Origin of the sequence: Actinocrinis sp., assembly GCF_035946395.1 — a bacterium.
Classification (GTDB): domain Bacteria; phylum Actinomycetota; class Actinomycetes; order Streptomycetales; family Catenulisporaceae; genus Actinocrinis.
The window spans coordinates 1-13,936 of the sequence record NZ_DASYZI010000394.1 but is presented as its reverse complement, the minus strand read 5'-3'; the positions used below and the strand labels follow the sequence as shown (position 1 = coordinate 13,936).

The following is a 13,936-nucleotide window of genomic DNA, read 5'->3' as shown; positions in this document are numbered from 1 at the left end:
CCCCAGTCTGATCTTGCTCCCGACAAACGCGAGTACGCGGTTCGGGACGCACCCCCGGCGTCGCCTTCCCCCAGAGACGCCGGGGGCCTCTCTCTCAGGCGAGAATCCGCACGCCGGCGGCCTGGCGGTTGGTTCGTGTCGGCACCTCCCTCTCTTCCGCACCGCTCGGGTACGGGTCCTGGCTCAGGCGTCCCAGCGCACGTGTACGTGGTCTGGCTTGCGGAACACGAGTCCGCGTGGCGCTTCGCGTCGGCGTTCGGGGTCGAGGCGCAGGCCGGGCAGCTCCGCAAGCAGGGTGCTGATCGCGGCCTGGGCTTCGAGACGCGCGGCGTGCGCGCCGAGGCAGAAGTGCGGGCCCTGTGCGAAGGCCAGGTGCAGGCGGGCGTTGGGACGGCGCACGTCGAAGCCGTCCGGCCGGTCGAACACGGCCGGATCCCGGTTCGCGCCGGTGATCGAGACCTCCACCAGGTCGCCGGAGCGAATCGGCGCCCCGGCCAGCTCGACGTCCCTGGTGGCGTACCGGTCGACGACCGTCACGGATGATTCGAGGCGCAGCGACTCGTCGACCGCGTCGGCGATCAGGTTGGGGTCGGCACGCACCAGTTCGAGCTGACCGGGGTGGGAGAGCAGGTACAGCACGGCGTTGACGATCATCCCCGCGGTCGTCTCGATGCCGCCGAACATCATCACCGCGGCGTTCGAGACCACCTCGGGCAGTTCGAGCCCTGCGTCGGCGGCCGCGGCGAGCAGCGAATCCCGGTTCCGGCCGCGGTCGCGATCACGGTCACAGTCATCCGCCCGCACCGTCGCCCGCACGCTGGCGCTGAGGCTGGCGAACGCCTCCGCGCCACTCGGCCGGGGTTCGAGCCCTGCGGAGATGTCGGAGACCGCGCCGACGATCGCGTCGTACCAGGCGAGCACGGTCGCCGCGTCGGCCCCGGCCAGACCGAGCGACTCGGCGACCACGGCGACGGCGAGCGGACCGGCGAAGGCTTCGCGCAGTTCCGCGGCGCCAGCCGGCTTCAGGCCGGCGATCAGGCGCTTCGTCTCGGCGTTGATGAACGCGGCGAGCCGCGCCTCTACATCGCGGGGACGGAACCTGTCCGCGAACGGCGTGCGGTGGCGGGTGTGCTGCGCGCCGTCGAGCGAGAGCATGCTCGGTCCGACGACGCGGGCGGTCGAGAAGCGCGGATCGTCGACGGTGAACGTCTCGGCGTCACGCATCACCGTCAGCGCCAGGTCCCGCCTGGTGACCAGCCAGCCGCCGAGCGCAGGAAGCCACGAGACCGGCTCGCTCGCGCGCAGCCGGGCGAGCAGCGGGTGCGGATCGGCTTCCAGCTCGGCGATCGTGGCCGCGGCGCCGATCGGGAAGCGGCCGGCGTGGGCGTGAGTCACTGCCTCTGGCCTTGTGCGTTCGGTTCGAACATACGGCCAGGCTAACAAGACGGGCCGACAGGGACCCGATCAGCGCGGTGGTCGGCCGGGCCGTTGCCGCGACACGGCCGACCACCGGCGAGGTGCCGATCAGCAGCCGATGCGGGACGTGCTCAGCACGACATCGTCGAACCACAGGTTGTCCGTGCCGTTGCTGTAGTTCTCCCAGCCGAGCTTCAGATCGGTCAGGTTCGGCCGCCAGGTCGCACCCGTGCCGTTGACCCACTGCTCGTTGACGCCCTGCGTCACCGTGCCGTTCTCGGTCATACCGGGGACCAACGTGCCGTTGTACCAGGTGTTGATCTGCCCGGTCGTCTTGCTCACCGAGAACTCGACGCACTCCCAGACCCCGGTCGGCACGACGACGCTCTGCGCGACGCCCTGCGGGCTCTGGTCGGGCAGTGTCGCGTCGTCCGACTGGCGGTTCCACATCAGCGCGCCGTTCTGCGCGCCGAGCCGCAGGTCGGTGTTGTTGGCGGCCGAGTCGTTCATGGCCAGGAACGTGGTGTGGTTCGTCGGCAGCGCGGTGGTGTGCCGCATCCAGAACCGCACGTACCAGGTCGGCGAGGCGGCGGCCATGTCGGTGGTGTCATCGGCGAAGATATGGTCGCAGTACGTCGACCCGCCGCTGATCGCGAGCGACTTCGCGCCGGTGTGCGCCAACGCGGTCGTGATCGTCGCGGTGCCGGTGCCGGAGCAGCTCGGCGTCACGACGCTCCAGCGGCCGGACGGCACGGTGCCGGCCTGGTTCTCGAAGCCGTCGCAGAAGACTGCTCCGCTCGGGCAGGAGGCGGTGCCGGTCGGCGTGCCGGAAGGGCTCGCGGACGGGCTCGCGCTGGCGCTGGGGCTGGCGGATGGACTCGCGCTGTGGCTTGGGGACGGGCTGGCGCTCGGGGACGGGGACGCACTGGCACTGGCGCTCGCGCTCGGGGACGACGAGGCGCTCCCGGAGCAGGCGACGCCGTTGAGCGCGAAGTTGGCGGGCACGGCGTTGGTGCCCGAGAACGTCGCCTGGAAGCCGAAGCTCACACTGGCTCCGGTCGCCACCGAGCCGTTGTAGGACTCGTTGACCGCCTTGGCCGACTGGCCGGTCTGGGTGATCTGGGCGTTCCACCCGGAGGTGATCTGCTGATTGCCCGAGAAGGACCAGGTCAGTGTCCAGGCGGTGATCGGCGAGCCGGTGTTCGTCAGGTCGACCGTGGCGGTGAAGCCGCCGGTCCACTGGTTGAGTTGGTAGCCGACGGTGCATGGACCGGACGCCGCGTGCACGCTCGGCGCCACGGCGACGATGGAAGCGGCCACGGCAGCGGTCGCTGCGGCCAGGGCGGCGTCGCGCAAGCGGCGATGCCGTCGCAGAACACGGATCATCACGGACCGCAGTATTCGTTCGCGTACCGAGGCGGGCAAGCCGCGAGTGCGGCCGGATGCGTGCGATCGGCCGCGTACTGCACGGACCGTCCCGATCTCCTTGATCCATAACGAAAGTTACATATACGGCAGCTGAATCCGTACTGAAAGTTACCGCAACGGCTTTCGGCCGGTAGGTCAGTGGACTGACAGGTCAGCCGGTCAGCTTGAAGACGAAGTAGTCGATCCGCACGCCGTCCCGCGTCAGGTCCCGTCGCGCCACGGTCTCGGCCCGGAAGCCCTGCTCGTCCATCAGTGCCCGCATATAGCCGAGGTCGCCGGAGGTGCCGAACGAGATCAGCATCCTTCCGCCGGGGGCGAGATGCCGGCGCACCGAACGGAAGAACTCGGTCAGCGCCCGGTAGTTCTCGTCGGTGGTGGCCGACTCCAGCAGGTCGCGCGGGGCGAACCAGCGGAATGGCGGGTCGAAGACGATCAGGTCGAACTCGCCCTCGACCGCGCCGAACACGTCGCTCTCGCGCACCTCGACCCGGTCGCCGACCGCGTTCGCCTCGGCGTTCGCCCGCGCCGCCGCCACCGCCACGGGATTGACGTCCACCGCGAGGACGCGCCGCGCCGCCCCCGCCGCGAGGATGGCGTTGACCCCGCTGCCGGTGCCCATGTCCAGCACGCGGTCGGACTCGCGCGCCTCGGCCAGCACCGCCTCGCCGAGCATGTGCGACATCCCGGTGATCGGCTGCACCTGCGGCGGAACCGCGATGGTCCGGCCGAGGTAGTCGAAGCTCTGGCCGCCCGCCCCCTCCCGCTTGGCGGCCTGGTACGCGGTCTCGTGCCAGCGGCGGATGACCTCGGCGTACTCGGCGGAGATCGTCGGGACGTACGTATGGTCGCTCACAGCCGCAGTTTAGGTTGGCCAGGTCAGGACGGACGACGGAAATACGCGCGCTACGCGGCCGGCGACGCCCCGTGCCCGCGCCTCGGACTGCTCGGCGCCGAGCGGCTCCAGGGCTGGACAATCGGGCCGCGGCGCATTGTTCTTAGGGATAGCGCAAAGAGCCGGGGAAGGAAGACAAGTGGTGGAGGCCCGCAACGACCGTGAGGACCGTCTGGTCGAGGCGGTCGCCGAGTTGTCGCAGACCTGCGACGAGCTCGTCGGCCTGTCCACCGCGCTGTCGGCGATCGACCGGCAGGACCGGCTCTCCGACTCCGGCCTTTCGGTGGGGCGGCACGTCCTAGACGTGCTGACCAAGACCCGCCGCGAGTTGTCACGGCTGCGGTGCGCCGTGGAGGCCAGGGCGCTGGAGAACCTGGTCGTGCTGGCCCGGCTGGAAGTGCGCAGACTGCACCAGATAAGCCGGGGCGCGCCGCTGGAGTACAGCGACTTCAAGACACTCAGCGCGCAGGGCGCGTCACGCGACGCGATCGAGGACCTGATCCACCGTCCCGAGGCGATCACGCACGCGCAAAGCTATGTCGACTACGGCCACCGGGTCATCGAGCCGATGCTCAGGCGGCTGATCGACGAGACCAGCGCGAAGTACGACGATCTGGCGGTGGCCACCGCCGAGGGCGACGCAATGCCCGACCCGTCACTGCTGTTCGAACTGCGGGAATACATCGTCGGGCTGCGGGACGCGCAGGAACCGGATCACGCGCAGCACGTCATTTAGGTGCGTTGTAGGCGCGATGCAGGCGCGATGCAAGTGCTCTGTACACGCCGAGTGCGGCGGCTCGCACCGCACATCCCACTGTCGCCCGCCGAAATTCTCAGGGTGTGACCCGTTTGGCTTCGGCTGAGCGGGTACTGCGGGGCGGTCCAAATGATCGACAGCGAGGAGTATCCCGTGCTGGCTCTGACTGAAGCCGCCGTGGGCGTGATCCACGACCTGACCACTCAGCCTGGACTGCCCGAGGGAACCGGTCTGCGGATCACCTCGCAACCGGACAATGGCAGCGGTCCGGCGTACGCGCTGTCGCTCTCCCAGGTTCCGGAGGCGGCCGACGAAGTGATCATGGCTCAGGACGCGCGCGTGTACCTCGAACAGGGCGTCGCTCAGCAGTTCCAGGACAAGGTGCTGGACGCACGGATCGACGAGCAGGGCGAGATCGCCTTCCTCATCAGCCAGCAGGCTTCGCCGATGCGGTAAGCGAGCGAACCCGGTTTGAGTCGGAAACGAAGCGGGTCAGACGCGCCCCGGGTCAGCGGTTCAGCGATCCAACGGTTCAGCGATCCAGCTCAGTCCGGCGGCGCCGCCAGCGCCGACTTCGTCAGCGCCTGCTGGTCGGTGAGCGCGATCGCCAGTTCGCCGGCAGCTGTCGGGTGCAGCGGCGCCGGGTCGTGCAGCCCTTGCACGTACGGCTGGCCGGTGCACAGTTCGTGGCCTTCGAAACTGGGGTGCACCGGGGTGAAGCCGAAGGTCTGCGCGCCCCGGGTCAGCACGGTGTTCAGGTTCGCCAGCCGCGAGGAGAGCACCTTGGTCTTCGCCGGGGTGAAGCCGTCCGCGGCCAGGCATTTCACGTTCGAGCCGAACGGGTCGAAGTACGTGTCGACCAGCACGCGCGGATGCTGCGGCAGCGCCGCGAGATTGCGCAGCAGGTCGTAGAAGTTGCTGGTGAAGTCGGCCAGGTTGCTCTGGAAGTATGCCGTGGAGGCCTGGTCGTCGCAGGCCGCGGCGAGCACGCACAGCGCCGCGGTCGCCACCCACTTCACGTCGTTCGCGCCGATGCTGACGACCACCACCGAGGCTCGGTTCGCCTGCTCCAGCACGGTGAACTGCGGCGGCAGCACCTGACCGCCGGTGCTCTGCGAGCCGAGGACACCGGTGGGCACGGTCGCGCCGCTGCACGCGAGGTTCAGCACGTTCCAGCCGTTGACCTGCGCCAGGTCCACCGCGTACGAATCGGCGCTGCGGCCGCATGCGGTGTCCTGCGCGTTCGCGTGCGGCAGCGGCGGGTTGCCGATCGCCGCCGCGGTCGAGTCGCCGATCACCACGGCCTGCACGCCGGGCAGGCTGGCGCCGGCCGGCCGCGGCGCCGGACCGACCGCGATCGTGCCGACCAGGTCGCCCAGCGACTTGACCTGACGCAGCGCCGCCGGCGTGCCGGTCGCGAAGAGCGCGACCGCCCCGACGTTGAAGGCGACCGCGATCACGGTGCCCGCGGCGACCACCTTGAACATCCCGCGATGCGTGTAGTGCCGGACGCCCGAGTAAGCGAGCAGCAGCAGGACCGCGAAGCCCGCGGTGACCGCGGTCTGCCACAGGAAGTAGCGCTCCCAGCCGCCGACCAGGCCGGCGCTGAGCGCGCTCTGCGCGCTGGACCGGCTCGACGAGGTCTGCACGAACTCGCTCAGCTGGCTGTCGATCGTGATGTGGGTCAGTTCGAGCCGCGGCCGGATCAGACCGTCGAACCGCAGCGTGGTCGGCACCGACTGGCCGAAGAGGTCGAGTTCGCCCGGTCCGGAAAGGGACAGGTCCGGCGAGGTGGCGCCGACTCTGATCGTCTGCCCGGCGGAGGAGACCGACTGCGCCGGAGTCACCAGCAGCGCCAGCCAGGCCGCGATCGCGGAGACGAACAGGAACGCCAGCGCGGTCACCGCGAGGCGGCGGGTGCGCAGCAGGAGGATTCGGTTCAACGAGCCCCCGCCTTCCTTTGTTGCGCTTTGTTGCGCGCCGCGCCCGGAGAGCAGTGTCCACGGCGCCTGTGCCCGCCGGACAACGGAATCGACCGAATGAGCACAGGGCGCTCATCATCTCATAGGACATACTAAAAGCGGACTATTGTGCGAAGCACGGCAGTGGACGTGCGCGCTCCCCTGCACGTCTCGCATCGCACGTCTCACTGCGATCGACGCCACTCGATGGGAGGGGGCACGCCCGAAAAGGCCGATCAGTCGGCCACAATGGGAAGATGTCGATCTCCCCCGACGCCACCTCTCCCGACACCGCGGCGCACTCCCCCACCCCGCCGGTCGCGGCACGCCGGACCGAAGGCACACCCTACGTCGATCTGGATCGGGCGGCCTGGAGCGCGTTACGCGAACGCACTCCGCTTCCACTGACGGCAGATGAGGTCGAACGGCTGCGCGGCCTCGGCGACATGATCGACCTGGACGAGGTACGCGAGATGTACCTGCCGATCTCGCGCCTGCTCAACCTCTACGTCGCCGCGGTGCACAGCCTGCGCGGCGTGGTGGACACGTTCCTGCGCGGCACGGGCGTCGACGGCCGCGGCGATGAGGCCGACCGCACGCCGTTCGTCATCGGCATCGCGGGCAGCGTCGCGGTCGGCAAGTCCACCACCGCGCGGCTGCTGCGGGAACTGCTCGCGCGCTGGCCCGAGCATCCGCGGGTGGAACTGGTGACCACGGACGGATTCCTGCTGCCCAACGCCGAACTGGAACGGCGCGGCCTGATGGCGCGTAAGGGCTTCCCCGAGTCCTACGATCGGCGCGCGCTGACCCGGTTCGTGGCCGACGTGAAGTCGGGCCGGACCGAGGTCACCGCCCCGGTGTACTCGCATCTGGTGTACGACATCGTGCCCGGCGAGGTGCTGACCGTGCGGCGGCCGGACATCCTGATCGTCGAGGGACTCAATGTCCTGCAACCGGCCGCGCCGGGCGGCGACGGGCGCATCCGGATGGGCCTGGCCGACTACTTCGACTTCAGCATCTACGTGGACGCACGCACCGACGACATCGAGCGCTGGTACCTCGAACGCTTCAGGAAGCTGTGGCAGACCGCGTTCACCGATCCGGACTCGTACTTCCGCCGGTTCGCCGAGCTGTCGCAGGCCGAGGCGCTGGCGCAGGCCCGCACGTTCTGGCGGCGGATCAACCTGCCCAACCTGCTGGAGAACGTGCTGCCCACGCGGCCCCGGGCCACCCTGGTGCTGCGCAAGAGCGCCGACCACAGCATCGAGCGGGTGTGGCTGCGCAAGTTGTGAGAGCGGCTGTTGTCGAAGCCCCGCCGAGGGCGGTGCGGGCGGCCTCGATCGACCCCGCGAACGGACCTCGAAGCGGAGGACTGACGATCACGCAGTCGAAGATCGCGAATGTGTCGACCCCGGCGCCCGTGAGACTGCCGTCAACCGCGCCGATCCGCGCTGCCGCCGCGCTCATGCGCCCGTGCGAGACGGAGATCGGGTGACCCGACGGGCCGTCAGCCCTCCAGCGCGGCGGTGACGTCGGCGCGCATGTGCAGGTAACTGCCGGCGCCCGCCAGTTCGAGCACCCGCTGGACCGGAGCCTGCGGGGCGACGAGGCGGAAGACCGCGCCGCCGCTCTCGGCGCGCTTGTGCGCCTGGAGCAGGACGCGCAGCCCGCTGGAGTCGAGGAAGGACAGCCGCGTCCCGTCGAGCACCACGAGCACGCCCGGCTTCAGCAGCGGCTCGATCGTCTCCCACAGGCCGTCGGCGGCGGCCAGGTCGAGTTCCCCGCGCGCGGTCACCACGCGGCCGCCGCCCCGCCCGGCGGGTTCGACCTCGGCCCGGAAACGCTCCATGCAAGCTCCACCACATTCGTACTCGAACTCGGGTCGCCCCGTCCGATCAGCCTATCGCCGATCCGCCCTTGTGCGAAGGGAGCGAAGAAGCCCGGGATCAGCCCGGGGGTCGCCAACGGGGCGTCGAACGCCGGATGCGGGGTACTCGCAGCGCCGCCGGGTCCGCCAATCAAGATCCTGCCACCTCGGGCGACCTGCCGCGCGGTGCGCATCTTCCGCGGCCGACTGGGTACATAAAAGCGACGATCACGCACTACACGACCGGTGCGGAGGCGGGCCATGGACAGCGGAAAACGGCTCTCGCTGAGGGAGCAGCGCATCCTCGCGGAGATCGAGGCTGCGCTGCGCCAGGACCGGAAGCTCGACGCCCGGCTGCGCGACCTGCGCCCGGCGGTCCGGTTCCGGCTGCTCTCGGCGCAGCGGCGGCTGCGCGGCCTGGAACTGGCCCTGCTGATCCCCGCCACGATCGCGCTGTCGCTCGCCGCGGCGCGGACCGCGACCCTCGCCATGATCATCGCGGCCGGCTGCACCGGGGCGGCGACGATACTGCTGCTCACCTCCGCGGTGCACGACCGGGCCGAGCGGCGCAGGCTGGAGGGGCTGGCCGAGAACGGAACCCGGCGGGAGACCTCGCAGTAACCCAGGGTGGTCCGCATTCGATTGCAGTAGCCGGCCCGGTATATCCGGCCACGTATTCGTCGTGGCGCGCAACTTTCACCGTATTTCACGGCAACGCCACTCCCGCCGCGCCCACCACCTGCGCGAACCGTGCGTAGTCGAACGGTCACGCACGTCGACCGTTCCCCGGAGCTACCGTCCTGACTCGATCGAACGCCCTTCGAACCGACGAAAGGATCCTGGCTCATGCTCTCCGGCAGACGGGCTCGGTGGCTCGCTCCAGTGGTCGCCGTATCGGCGGCGACGACCGCGGCCGCCGCCCTCACCCTCATGGCCAACTCCGCCCAGGCCGCCACCACGCAGCTGTGCGGCACCACGCAGACCGCCTCGGTGGCCGGCGGCCAGTACATGGTGCAGAACAACGAGTGGAACTCCTCGGCCTCGGAGTGCATAACCACCGACGGGAGCGCGGACTTCACCGTCGCGAACTCGGCCATCTCCAACGGGACCAGCGGCGCGCCGGGCGGATACCCGTCCATCTACAAGGGCTGCCACTGGGGCCTGTGCACCACCGGCAGCAATCTGCCGATCCAGGTCAGCACCATGTCGGCCGGCAAGGTGACGACGAGCTGGAGCACCACGCAGCCCGGCAGCGGCATCTACGACGTGGCCTACGACATCTGGTACAACCAGACGGCGACCACCAGCGGCCAGCCCAACGCCGAAGAGATGATGATCTGGCTCAACCACACCGGCAGCGTGCAGCCGTCCGGTTCGGTCGTCGCCAGCAACGTCACCATCGGCGGCCACACGTACAACGTCTGGCTGGGCCGCGAGAGCACCTGGAACGACGTCTCCTATGTGATGACCAGCGGCACGACCTCGGTCAGCAACCTGGACGTCGACCTGCTCGCGGCGGACTCGGTCTCCCGCGGCTACATGACGAACTCGGACTACCTGATCGACCTGGAGGCCGGGTTCGAGCTGTGGCAGGGCGGCGCCGGCCTGGCCACGAACTCGTACTCGGTCAACATCGGCAGCGGTTCGACCACGCCGCCGTCCAGCGCGCCTCCCTCGTCCCAGCCGCCGTCCAGCGCCCCGCCGTCGACCCAGCCCCCGTCGAGCCCGCCGGCCTCCACGCCGCCGGCCGGCGGCAAGAGCTGCTCGGCCGCGTACTCGGTGGTCAGCGCCTGGCAGGGCGGTTTCCAGGCCCAGGTGGTCGTCACGAACAACGGCGGCAGCGCGACCAGCGGCTGGAAGCTCAACTGGACGTACCCGGGTGACCAGAAGCTCAACAACCTGTGGAACGGCTCGTACACGCAGTCCGGCGAGCAGGTCTCGGTGACCAACGCCGCTTACAACGGCACGATCGCGGTCGGCCAGACCACGATGGTCGGATTCACCGGCACGTTCGTCAACAGCGACGCGGCGCCCACCAGCATCAGCTGCACCGCCAGCTGAAGCCGGACACGCGGGCCCGCCGCGGCGGCACACTGAGAAAGCGAGCGGCCGGGCCGGTGGCGATCACCGGTCCGGCCGCTGCGTTCAAGCAACTCCCCGAGGGCGGCGGCGCTGTCGCCGCGTGCCGTCAGAGGTCGAACTCGCCCTTCTTCACTCCGTCGAGAAAGGCGCTCCACTCCGCGTGCGAGTACATGTGCACCGGTCCGGTGCCCCCGTCCTTGGTGTCGCGCACCTTCACCGTTTCACCGGTGATCATCACTTCGACACATGCGCCACCGTTGTTCGCGCTGGCCATCGCCTTGCGCCAGACATTGCGTTCCATTTAGTTGATTTCCCTGATCCTGTTTTCGATGACTCGCACAGTCTCCTGCGGCGACATCGCCGCGGCCTGGACGAACTCCAGGGCTCGCCTGGCCTGCCGCACCTCAAGCGGACCGTCGTGGATGATCGTCGAGTAGAGGGTCTCGGACATCGCCACCGCGGGGCCGTCGGCGCCGCCGAACTCGTAGATGTCCAGCGGCATCCTGGCCACCGCGGCGGTGGCGGAGACGGCGCGAATCGAGACGTTGGGCAGTTCCGACAGCTCCCGCAGATGCTTGAGCTGTTCGCCCAGGACTTTGGCGCCCCCGTACGGCGCGCCGAGCACGCTCTCGTCGAGGATCACATCGGCGAGCAGCGGTTCGGGTTCGAACAGCCGCCGCTGGCGCTGCAGGCGGACCTCGATGTGCATGTCCACATGATCCGGATCACGGATCAGGGCACTGGTCTCGTACATGGCCCTCATGTAGCGCTCGGTCTGGAGCAGACCGTGCACCACCGAGTTGTGGAGCGCGTACAGCCTCGTGGCGTCGTTCTCGTACCCGATGAGGGTGTAATACGGATCACTCAGCCACGGCTTGTACTTCTCCCACCAGATGTCGGTGCGGCTCTGGCGGGCCATCGCGCACAAGCGCTCGGTGTCCGCGTCGTCGAGCTTGTAGAACTTCGCGAGCCTGATGACGTCCACCGGGTCGATCTTGTTCTCGGCCCGCTCGACCCGGCCGACCTTGGTGTGGGCCCAGCCGAGCGCCTCGCCGACCTCACGGGTCGTGTGTCCCCGGGACTCGCGCAACGCCAGCAGTTCCCTGCCGAGCTGCCGCTGCAACCAGCTCGCTTGGAACGCCATCGCGGGGACCTCCCTTCGGCGGGCTCGGATTTCGGCTGCCCGGTCTGCCGTGTACGTCGCGGGGGAGCCGGGCAAAGAATTAGTAAAGCCACGTTACGCTACTTGCTCCGGAACATGCTCCGGTGCATCTTCGTTAGTGACGTAGCGTCAGGCCTCCTTCACTCTGAGACGAGATGTTATCGCGCGATCCGCATCCGCGAATGCACGAGCCATCGTAAACAGACCCCACCGGGCACGAGGGCAACTTCTGCAACATGATTGGGCCAGGATTAGGCAAGACGCTCGCCAAGACGCCGGACGCTTCCCCCCGAAGGCGATGGATGACCGTGCTCTACGACCTGCGTGACAGCAAGAATTTCGCCGACCTCACTCTCACCGTGTGGGACTACGGTCCCGCCACCGTCGTCGAACTTTCGGGAGAGTTCGACGCCTACACCGCGTTCGAGTTGCGTCGGCACCTCGCGCTTTATCCGTCGGGCCGGCTTGTGCACGTCGTGATGGACCTGCGCAAGCTCGGATTCGTGGACTCCGCGGGCATCGCGGTGATAGTGGCGCTCAGCAAACAGGCGACCGCGCGGAACGGGTCGCTGCGGCTCGTGGTTCCGGAGAACCACTTGCTGGTGAAGCTGCGGCGGATGGGGCTGGTGAAACTGTGGCCCGTTCACGACGACCTTGAGTCGGCCCTGAACGCGATCGCCCGGCTGGATGAGACCTCGGCTGAGACCTCGACTGCCGGAACCGGCTGATCAAGCCGCTCGGGCAGTCATCTCAACCAGTCACATCATCATCCGACCAGTGCGCTGCGGCGTTCGATCGTGACGACATCGCGCCACACGCCGTGGTGGCGGCCGAGCCGCTCGCGCACGCCCACCACGCGGAAGCCGGCGCGCTCGTGCAGAGCCAGGCTGGCGGCGTTCTCCGGGAAGACACCGGATTCGATGGTCCAGATTCCGGCCGCCTCGGTCGACGCGATCAGAGTCGCCAGCAGCGCCCTGCCGACGCCCCGGCCGCGCGCGTCCGGGTGCACGTACACCGAGTGCTCGACGACTCCCTCATAGACACAACGCTTTGAGACGGCACTGACGGCGACCCAGCCGATCACGCGGCCGTGCTCGTCGAGCGCGGCGTACCGGTGGCCCGGCAGCTTCGCCGCGTCGAACGCCGCCCACGAGGGCGCGCCGGTCTCGAAGGTCGCCTGGCCTTCGTCGATCCCGGCCTGGTAGATCGCGAGCACGTCGGCCGCGTGCTCCGACAGCATCGCGGCGATCCGGACGCCGGTTCCCGGCACGGCGGTCACGTGGCGGCTCCGGTGCCGAGCAGTTCGCCGATCAGGCCGCGTACCCGCCGCTCGATCTCGTCGCGGATCGGCCGGACGAAATCAAGGTCCTTGCCGGCCGGGTCGTCGAGTTCCCAGTCGAGATAGCGCTTGCCCGGGAAGACCGGGCATGTGTCGCCGCAGCCCATGGTCACGCACACATCGGACGCCTTGACCGCGTCCGCCGTCAGCAGCTTCGGAGTCTGCGCCGCGATGTCGATGCCGACCTCCTTCATCGCCTCGACCGCCACCGGGTTGACCTGGTCGGCAGGCGTGGACCCCGCCGAACGCACCTCGATGCGATCGCCCGCGAGGTGAGTGAGGAATCCGGCGGCCATCTGCGAGCGGCCCGCGTTGTGGACGCACACGAACAGCACACTGGGTTTCACGGTCACGAGGACCTCCTGGGGTAGAGCACGACGACAGTGAGCGCGCCGAGCGCGGCGCCGAGCAGTTGGGCGAGAACGAACCCCGGGACCGAGGCGGGAGCGATTCCGGCGAAGCTGTCGGTGAGGGCGCGGGCGATGGTGACGGCCGGGTTGGCGAAGCTGGTCGAGGAAGTGAACCAGTAGGCCGAGCCGATGTACGCGCCAACCGCGGCCGGCGCCTGGCGTGCGCGGCCGGTTCGGCCCAGCGCGAAGACGACCAGGATCAGCCCGGCGGTCGCGACCAGCTCACCGAGCCACACCGGGAAGCCGGTGCGGCTGTGTGTGGAGGCGGCGATCGCGGGCTGATCGAACATCAGATTGGCCAGCACCGCGCCGCCGATCCCGCCGAGGATCTGCGCTCCGATGTATGCCGCCGCGGCGCGCGGCCGGATGCCCGTACCCGCGCGGCGGCCGAGCAGGTGGTCGACGAGCGTGACGACGGGGTTGAAGTGCGCGCCGGAGACCGGTCCGAAGGCGAGGATCAGCACGGCCAGGCCGAAAGCGGTGGCGGTGGAGTTCTCCAGCAGCTCCAGCCCGGTCTGGCCGGGCGAGAGGCGCTGAGCCATCAGGCCGGAGCCGACCACCACGGTGACCAGCAGCCCGGTGCCGAGCGCCTCGGCGAAGGCGCGGCGGGCCAGCTCCCCGT

The 13,936-nt window shown here is 69.3% G+C and carries 16 protein-coding genes; 6 read left to right on the top strand and 10 right to left on the bottom strand.

Annotation, left to right across the window (positions count from 1 at the left end; translation table 11 throughout):
- Positions 1 to 183 precede the first annotated feature (183 nt).
- The 3 genes from VGS97_RS24485 to VGS97_RS24475 all read right to left on the bottom strand — a co-directional run bounded on the left by VGS97_RS24485 (position 184) and on the right by VGS97_RS24475 (position 3,697).
- Complete coding sequence (locus VGS97_RS24485) at positions 184 to 1,395, bottom strand: cytochrome P450 (RefSeq protein ID WP_326855993.1); 1,212 nt, start codon at positions 1,393 to 1,395, stop codon at positions 184 to 186.
- A gap of 129 nt (positions 1,396 to 1,524) precedes the next feature.
- The gene (locus VGS97_RS24480) at positions 1,525 to 2,802 is read right to left on the bottom strand and encodes a cellulose binding domain-containing protein (RefSeq protein ID WP_326856006.1); all 1,278 of its coding nucleotides are present in this window, start codon (positions 2,800 to 2,802) and stop codon (positions 1,525 to 1,527) included.
- Between the two features lie 193 nt (positions 2,803 to 2,995).
- Entirely contained in the window at positions 2,996 to 3,697 is a 702-nt protein-coding gene (locus VGS97_RS24475) for a methyltransferase (protein WP_326855992.1), read from the bottom strand.
- 178 nt (positions 3,698 to 3,875) lie between these two features.
- On the opposite strand from VGS97_RS24475, the gene VGS97_RS24470 reads away from it, so the two are divergent.
- Both VGS97_RS24470 and VGS97_RS24465 read left to right on the top strand, forming a co-directional pair.
- A complete protein-coding gene (locus VGS97_RS24470) occupies positions 3,876 to 4,472 on the top strand; it encodes a hypothetical protein (protein WP_326855991.1) in 597 nt (198 codons plus the stop codon).
- A gap of 174 nt (positions 4,473 to 4,646) precedes the next feature.
- Entirely contained in the window at positions 4,647 to 4,949 is a 303-nt protein-coding gene (locus VGS97_RS24465) for an iron-sulfur cluster biosynthesis protein (RefSeq protein ID WP_326855990.1), read from the top strand.
- Between the two features lie 89 nt (positions 4,950 to 5,038).
- Here the strand turns inward: VGS97_RS24465 and VGS97_RS24460 are convergent, their stop codons facing one another.
- A complete protein-coding gene (locus tag VGS97_RS24460; RefSeq protein ID WP_326855989.1) occupies positions 5,039 to 6,436 on the bottom strand; it encodes a GDSL-type esterase/lipase family protein in 1,398 nt (465 codons plus the stop codon).
- Between the two features lie 275 nt (positions 6,437 to 6,711).
- On the opposite strand from VGS97_RS24460, the gene coaA reads away from it, so the two are divergent.
- Positions 6,712 to 7,746 (top strand): type I pantothenate kinase, encoded by a 1,035-nt coding sequence (gene coaA / locus VGS97_RS24455; RefSeq protein ID WP_326855988.1) that lies wholly within the window; start codon positions 6,712 to 6,714, stop codon positions 7,744 to 7,746.
- A gap of 215 nt (positions 7,747 to 7,961) precedes the next feature.
- Here the strand turns inward: coaA and VGS97_RS24450 are convergent, their stop codons facing one another.
- Entirely contained in the window at positions 7,962 to 8,303 is a 342-nt protein-coding gene (locus tag VGS97_RS24450) for an STAS domain-containing protein (protein WP_326855987.1), read from the bottom strand.
- Between the two features lie 279 nt (positions 8,304 to 8,582).
- Between VGS97_RS24450 and VGS97_RS24445 the strand changes: the two genes are divergently transcribed.
- The gene (locus tag VGS97_RS24445) at positions 8,583 to 8,942 is read left to right on the top strand and encodes a DUF3040 domain-containing protein (RefSeq protein WP_326855986.1); all 360 of its coding nucleotides are present in this window, start codon (positions 8,583 to 8,585) and stop codon (positions 8,940 to 8,942) included.
- 225 nt (positions 8,943 to 9,167) lie between these two features.
- Complete coding sequence (locus VGS97_RS24440) at positions 9,168 to 10,382, top strand: GH12 family glycosyl hydrolase domain-containing protein (RefSeq protein ID WP_326855985.1); 1,215 nt, start codon at positions 9,168 to 9,170, stop codon at positions 10,380 to 10,382.
- A gap of 127 nt (positions 10,383 to 10,509) precedes the next feature.
- Here the strand turns inward: VGS97_RS24440 and VGS97_RS24435 are convergent, their stop codons facing one another.
- Together VGS97_RS24435 and VGS97_RS24430 are read right to left on the bottom strand one after the other, a co-directional pair.
- Positions 10,510 to 10,704, bottom strand: a complete 195-nt coding sequence (locus VGS97_RS24435) for a DUF397 domain-containing protein (protein ID WP_326855984.1) — start codon at positions 10,702 to 10,704, stop codon at positions 10,510 to 10,512.
- Positions 10,705 to 11,547, bottom strand: a complete 843-nt coding sequence (locus tag VGS97_RS24430) for a helix-turn-helix transcriptional regulator (protein WP_326855983.1) — start codon at positions 11,545 to 11,547, stop codon at positions 10,705 to 10,707. It lies immediately after the preceding gene.
- Positions 11,548 to 11,867: 320 nt separating this feature from the next.
- Between VGS97_RS24430 and VGS97_RS24425 the strand changes: the two genes are divergently transcribed.
- Positions 11,868 to 12,293: an STAS domain-containing protein gene (locus tag VGS97_RS24425; RefSeq protein WP_326855982.1), complete on the top strand. Its 426-nt coding sequence runs from the start codon at positions 11,868 to 11,870 to the stop codon at positions 12,291 to 12,293.
- A gap of 38 nt (positions 12,294 to 12,331) precedes the next feature.
- Here VGS97_RS24425 and VGS97_RS24420 read toward each other — a convergent pair whose 3' ends face one another.
- From VGS97_RS24420 to VGS97_RS24410, 3 genes are read right to left on the bottom strand one after another with little or no spacing between them, the layout of a single operon-like run.
- Entirely contained in the window at positions 12,332 to 12,805 is a 474-nt protein-coding gene (locus VGS97_RS24420; RefSeq protein WP_349262248.1) for an N-acetyltransferase family protein, read from the bottom strand.
- Between the two features lie 35 nt (positions 12,806 to 12,840).
- The gene (locus VGS97_RS24415) at positions 12,841 to 13,257 is read right to left on the bottom strand and encodes an arsenate reductase ArsC (protein ID WP_326855980.1); all 417 of its coding nucleotides are present in this window, start codon (positions 13,255 to 13,257) and stop codon (positions 12,841 to 12,843) included.
- Positions 13,254 to 13,928: an MIP/aquaporin family protein gene (locus VGS97_RS24410; RefSeq protein ID WP_349262247.1), complete on the bottom strand. Its 675-nt coding sequence runs from the start codon at positions 13,926 to 13,928 to the stop codon at positions 13,254 to 13,256. The genes VGS97_RS24415 and VGS97_RS24410 overlap by 4 nt, the downstream gene beginning before the upstream one ends.
- Positions 13,929 to 13,936 lie beyond the last annotated feature (8 nt).

Excerpts from the sequence above, each read along its gene's own strand:
- VGS97_RS24480 (WP_326856006.1), bottom strand. The coding sequence starts at position 2,802 with ATGATCCGTGTTCTGCGACGGCATCGCCGCTTGCGCGACGCCGCCCTG.
- coaA (WP_326855988.1), top strand. The coding sequence starts at position 6,712 with ATGTCGATCTCCCCCGACGCCACCTCTCCCGACACCGCGGCGCACTCC.
- VGS97_RS24450 (WP_326855987.1), bottom strand. The coding sequence starts at position 8,303 with ATGGAGCGTTTCCGGGCCGAGGTCGAACCCGCCGGGCGGGGCGGCGGC.
- VGS97_RS24445 (WP_326855986.1), top strand. The coding sequence starts at position 8,583 with ATGGACAGCGGAAAACGGCTCTCGCTGAGGGAGCAGCGCATCCTCGCG.
- VGS97_RS24440 (WP_326855985.1), top strand. The coding sequence starts at position 9,168 with ATGCTCTCCGGCAGACGGGCTCGGTGGCTCGCTCCAGTGGTCGCCGTA.
- VGS97_RS24435 (WP_326855984.1), bottom strand. The coding sequence starts at position 10,704 with ATGGAACGCAATGTCTGGCGCAAGGCGATGGCCAGCGCGAACAACGGT.
- VGS97_RS24430 (WP_326855983.1), bottom strand. The coding sequence starts at position 11,547 with ATGGCGTTCCAAGCGAGCTGGTTGCAGCGGCAGCTCGGCAGGGAACTG.
- VGS97_RS24425 (WP_326855982.1), top strand. The coding sequence starts at position 11,868 with ATGACCGTGCTCTACGACCTGCGTGACAGCAAGAATTTCGCCGACCTC.
- VGS97_RS24420 (WP_349262248.1), bottom strand. The coding sequence starts at position 12,805 with ATGCTGTCGGAGCACGCGGCCGACGTGCTCGCGATCTACCAGGCCGGG.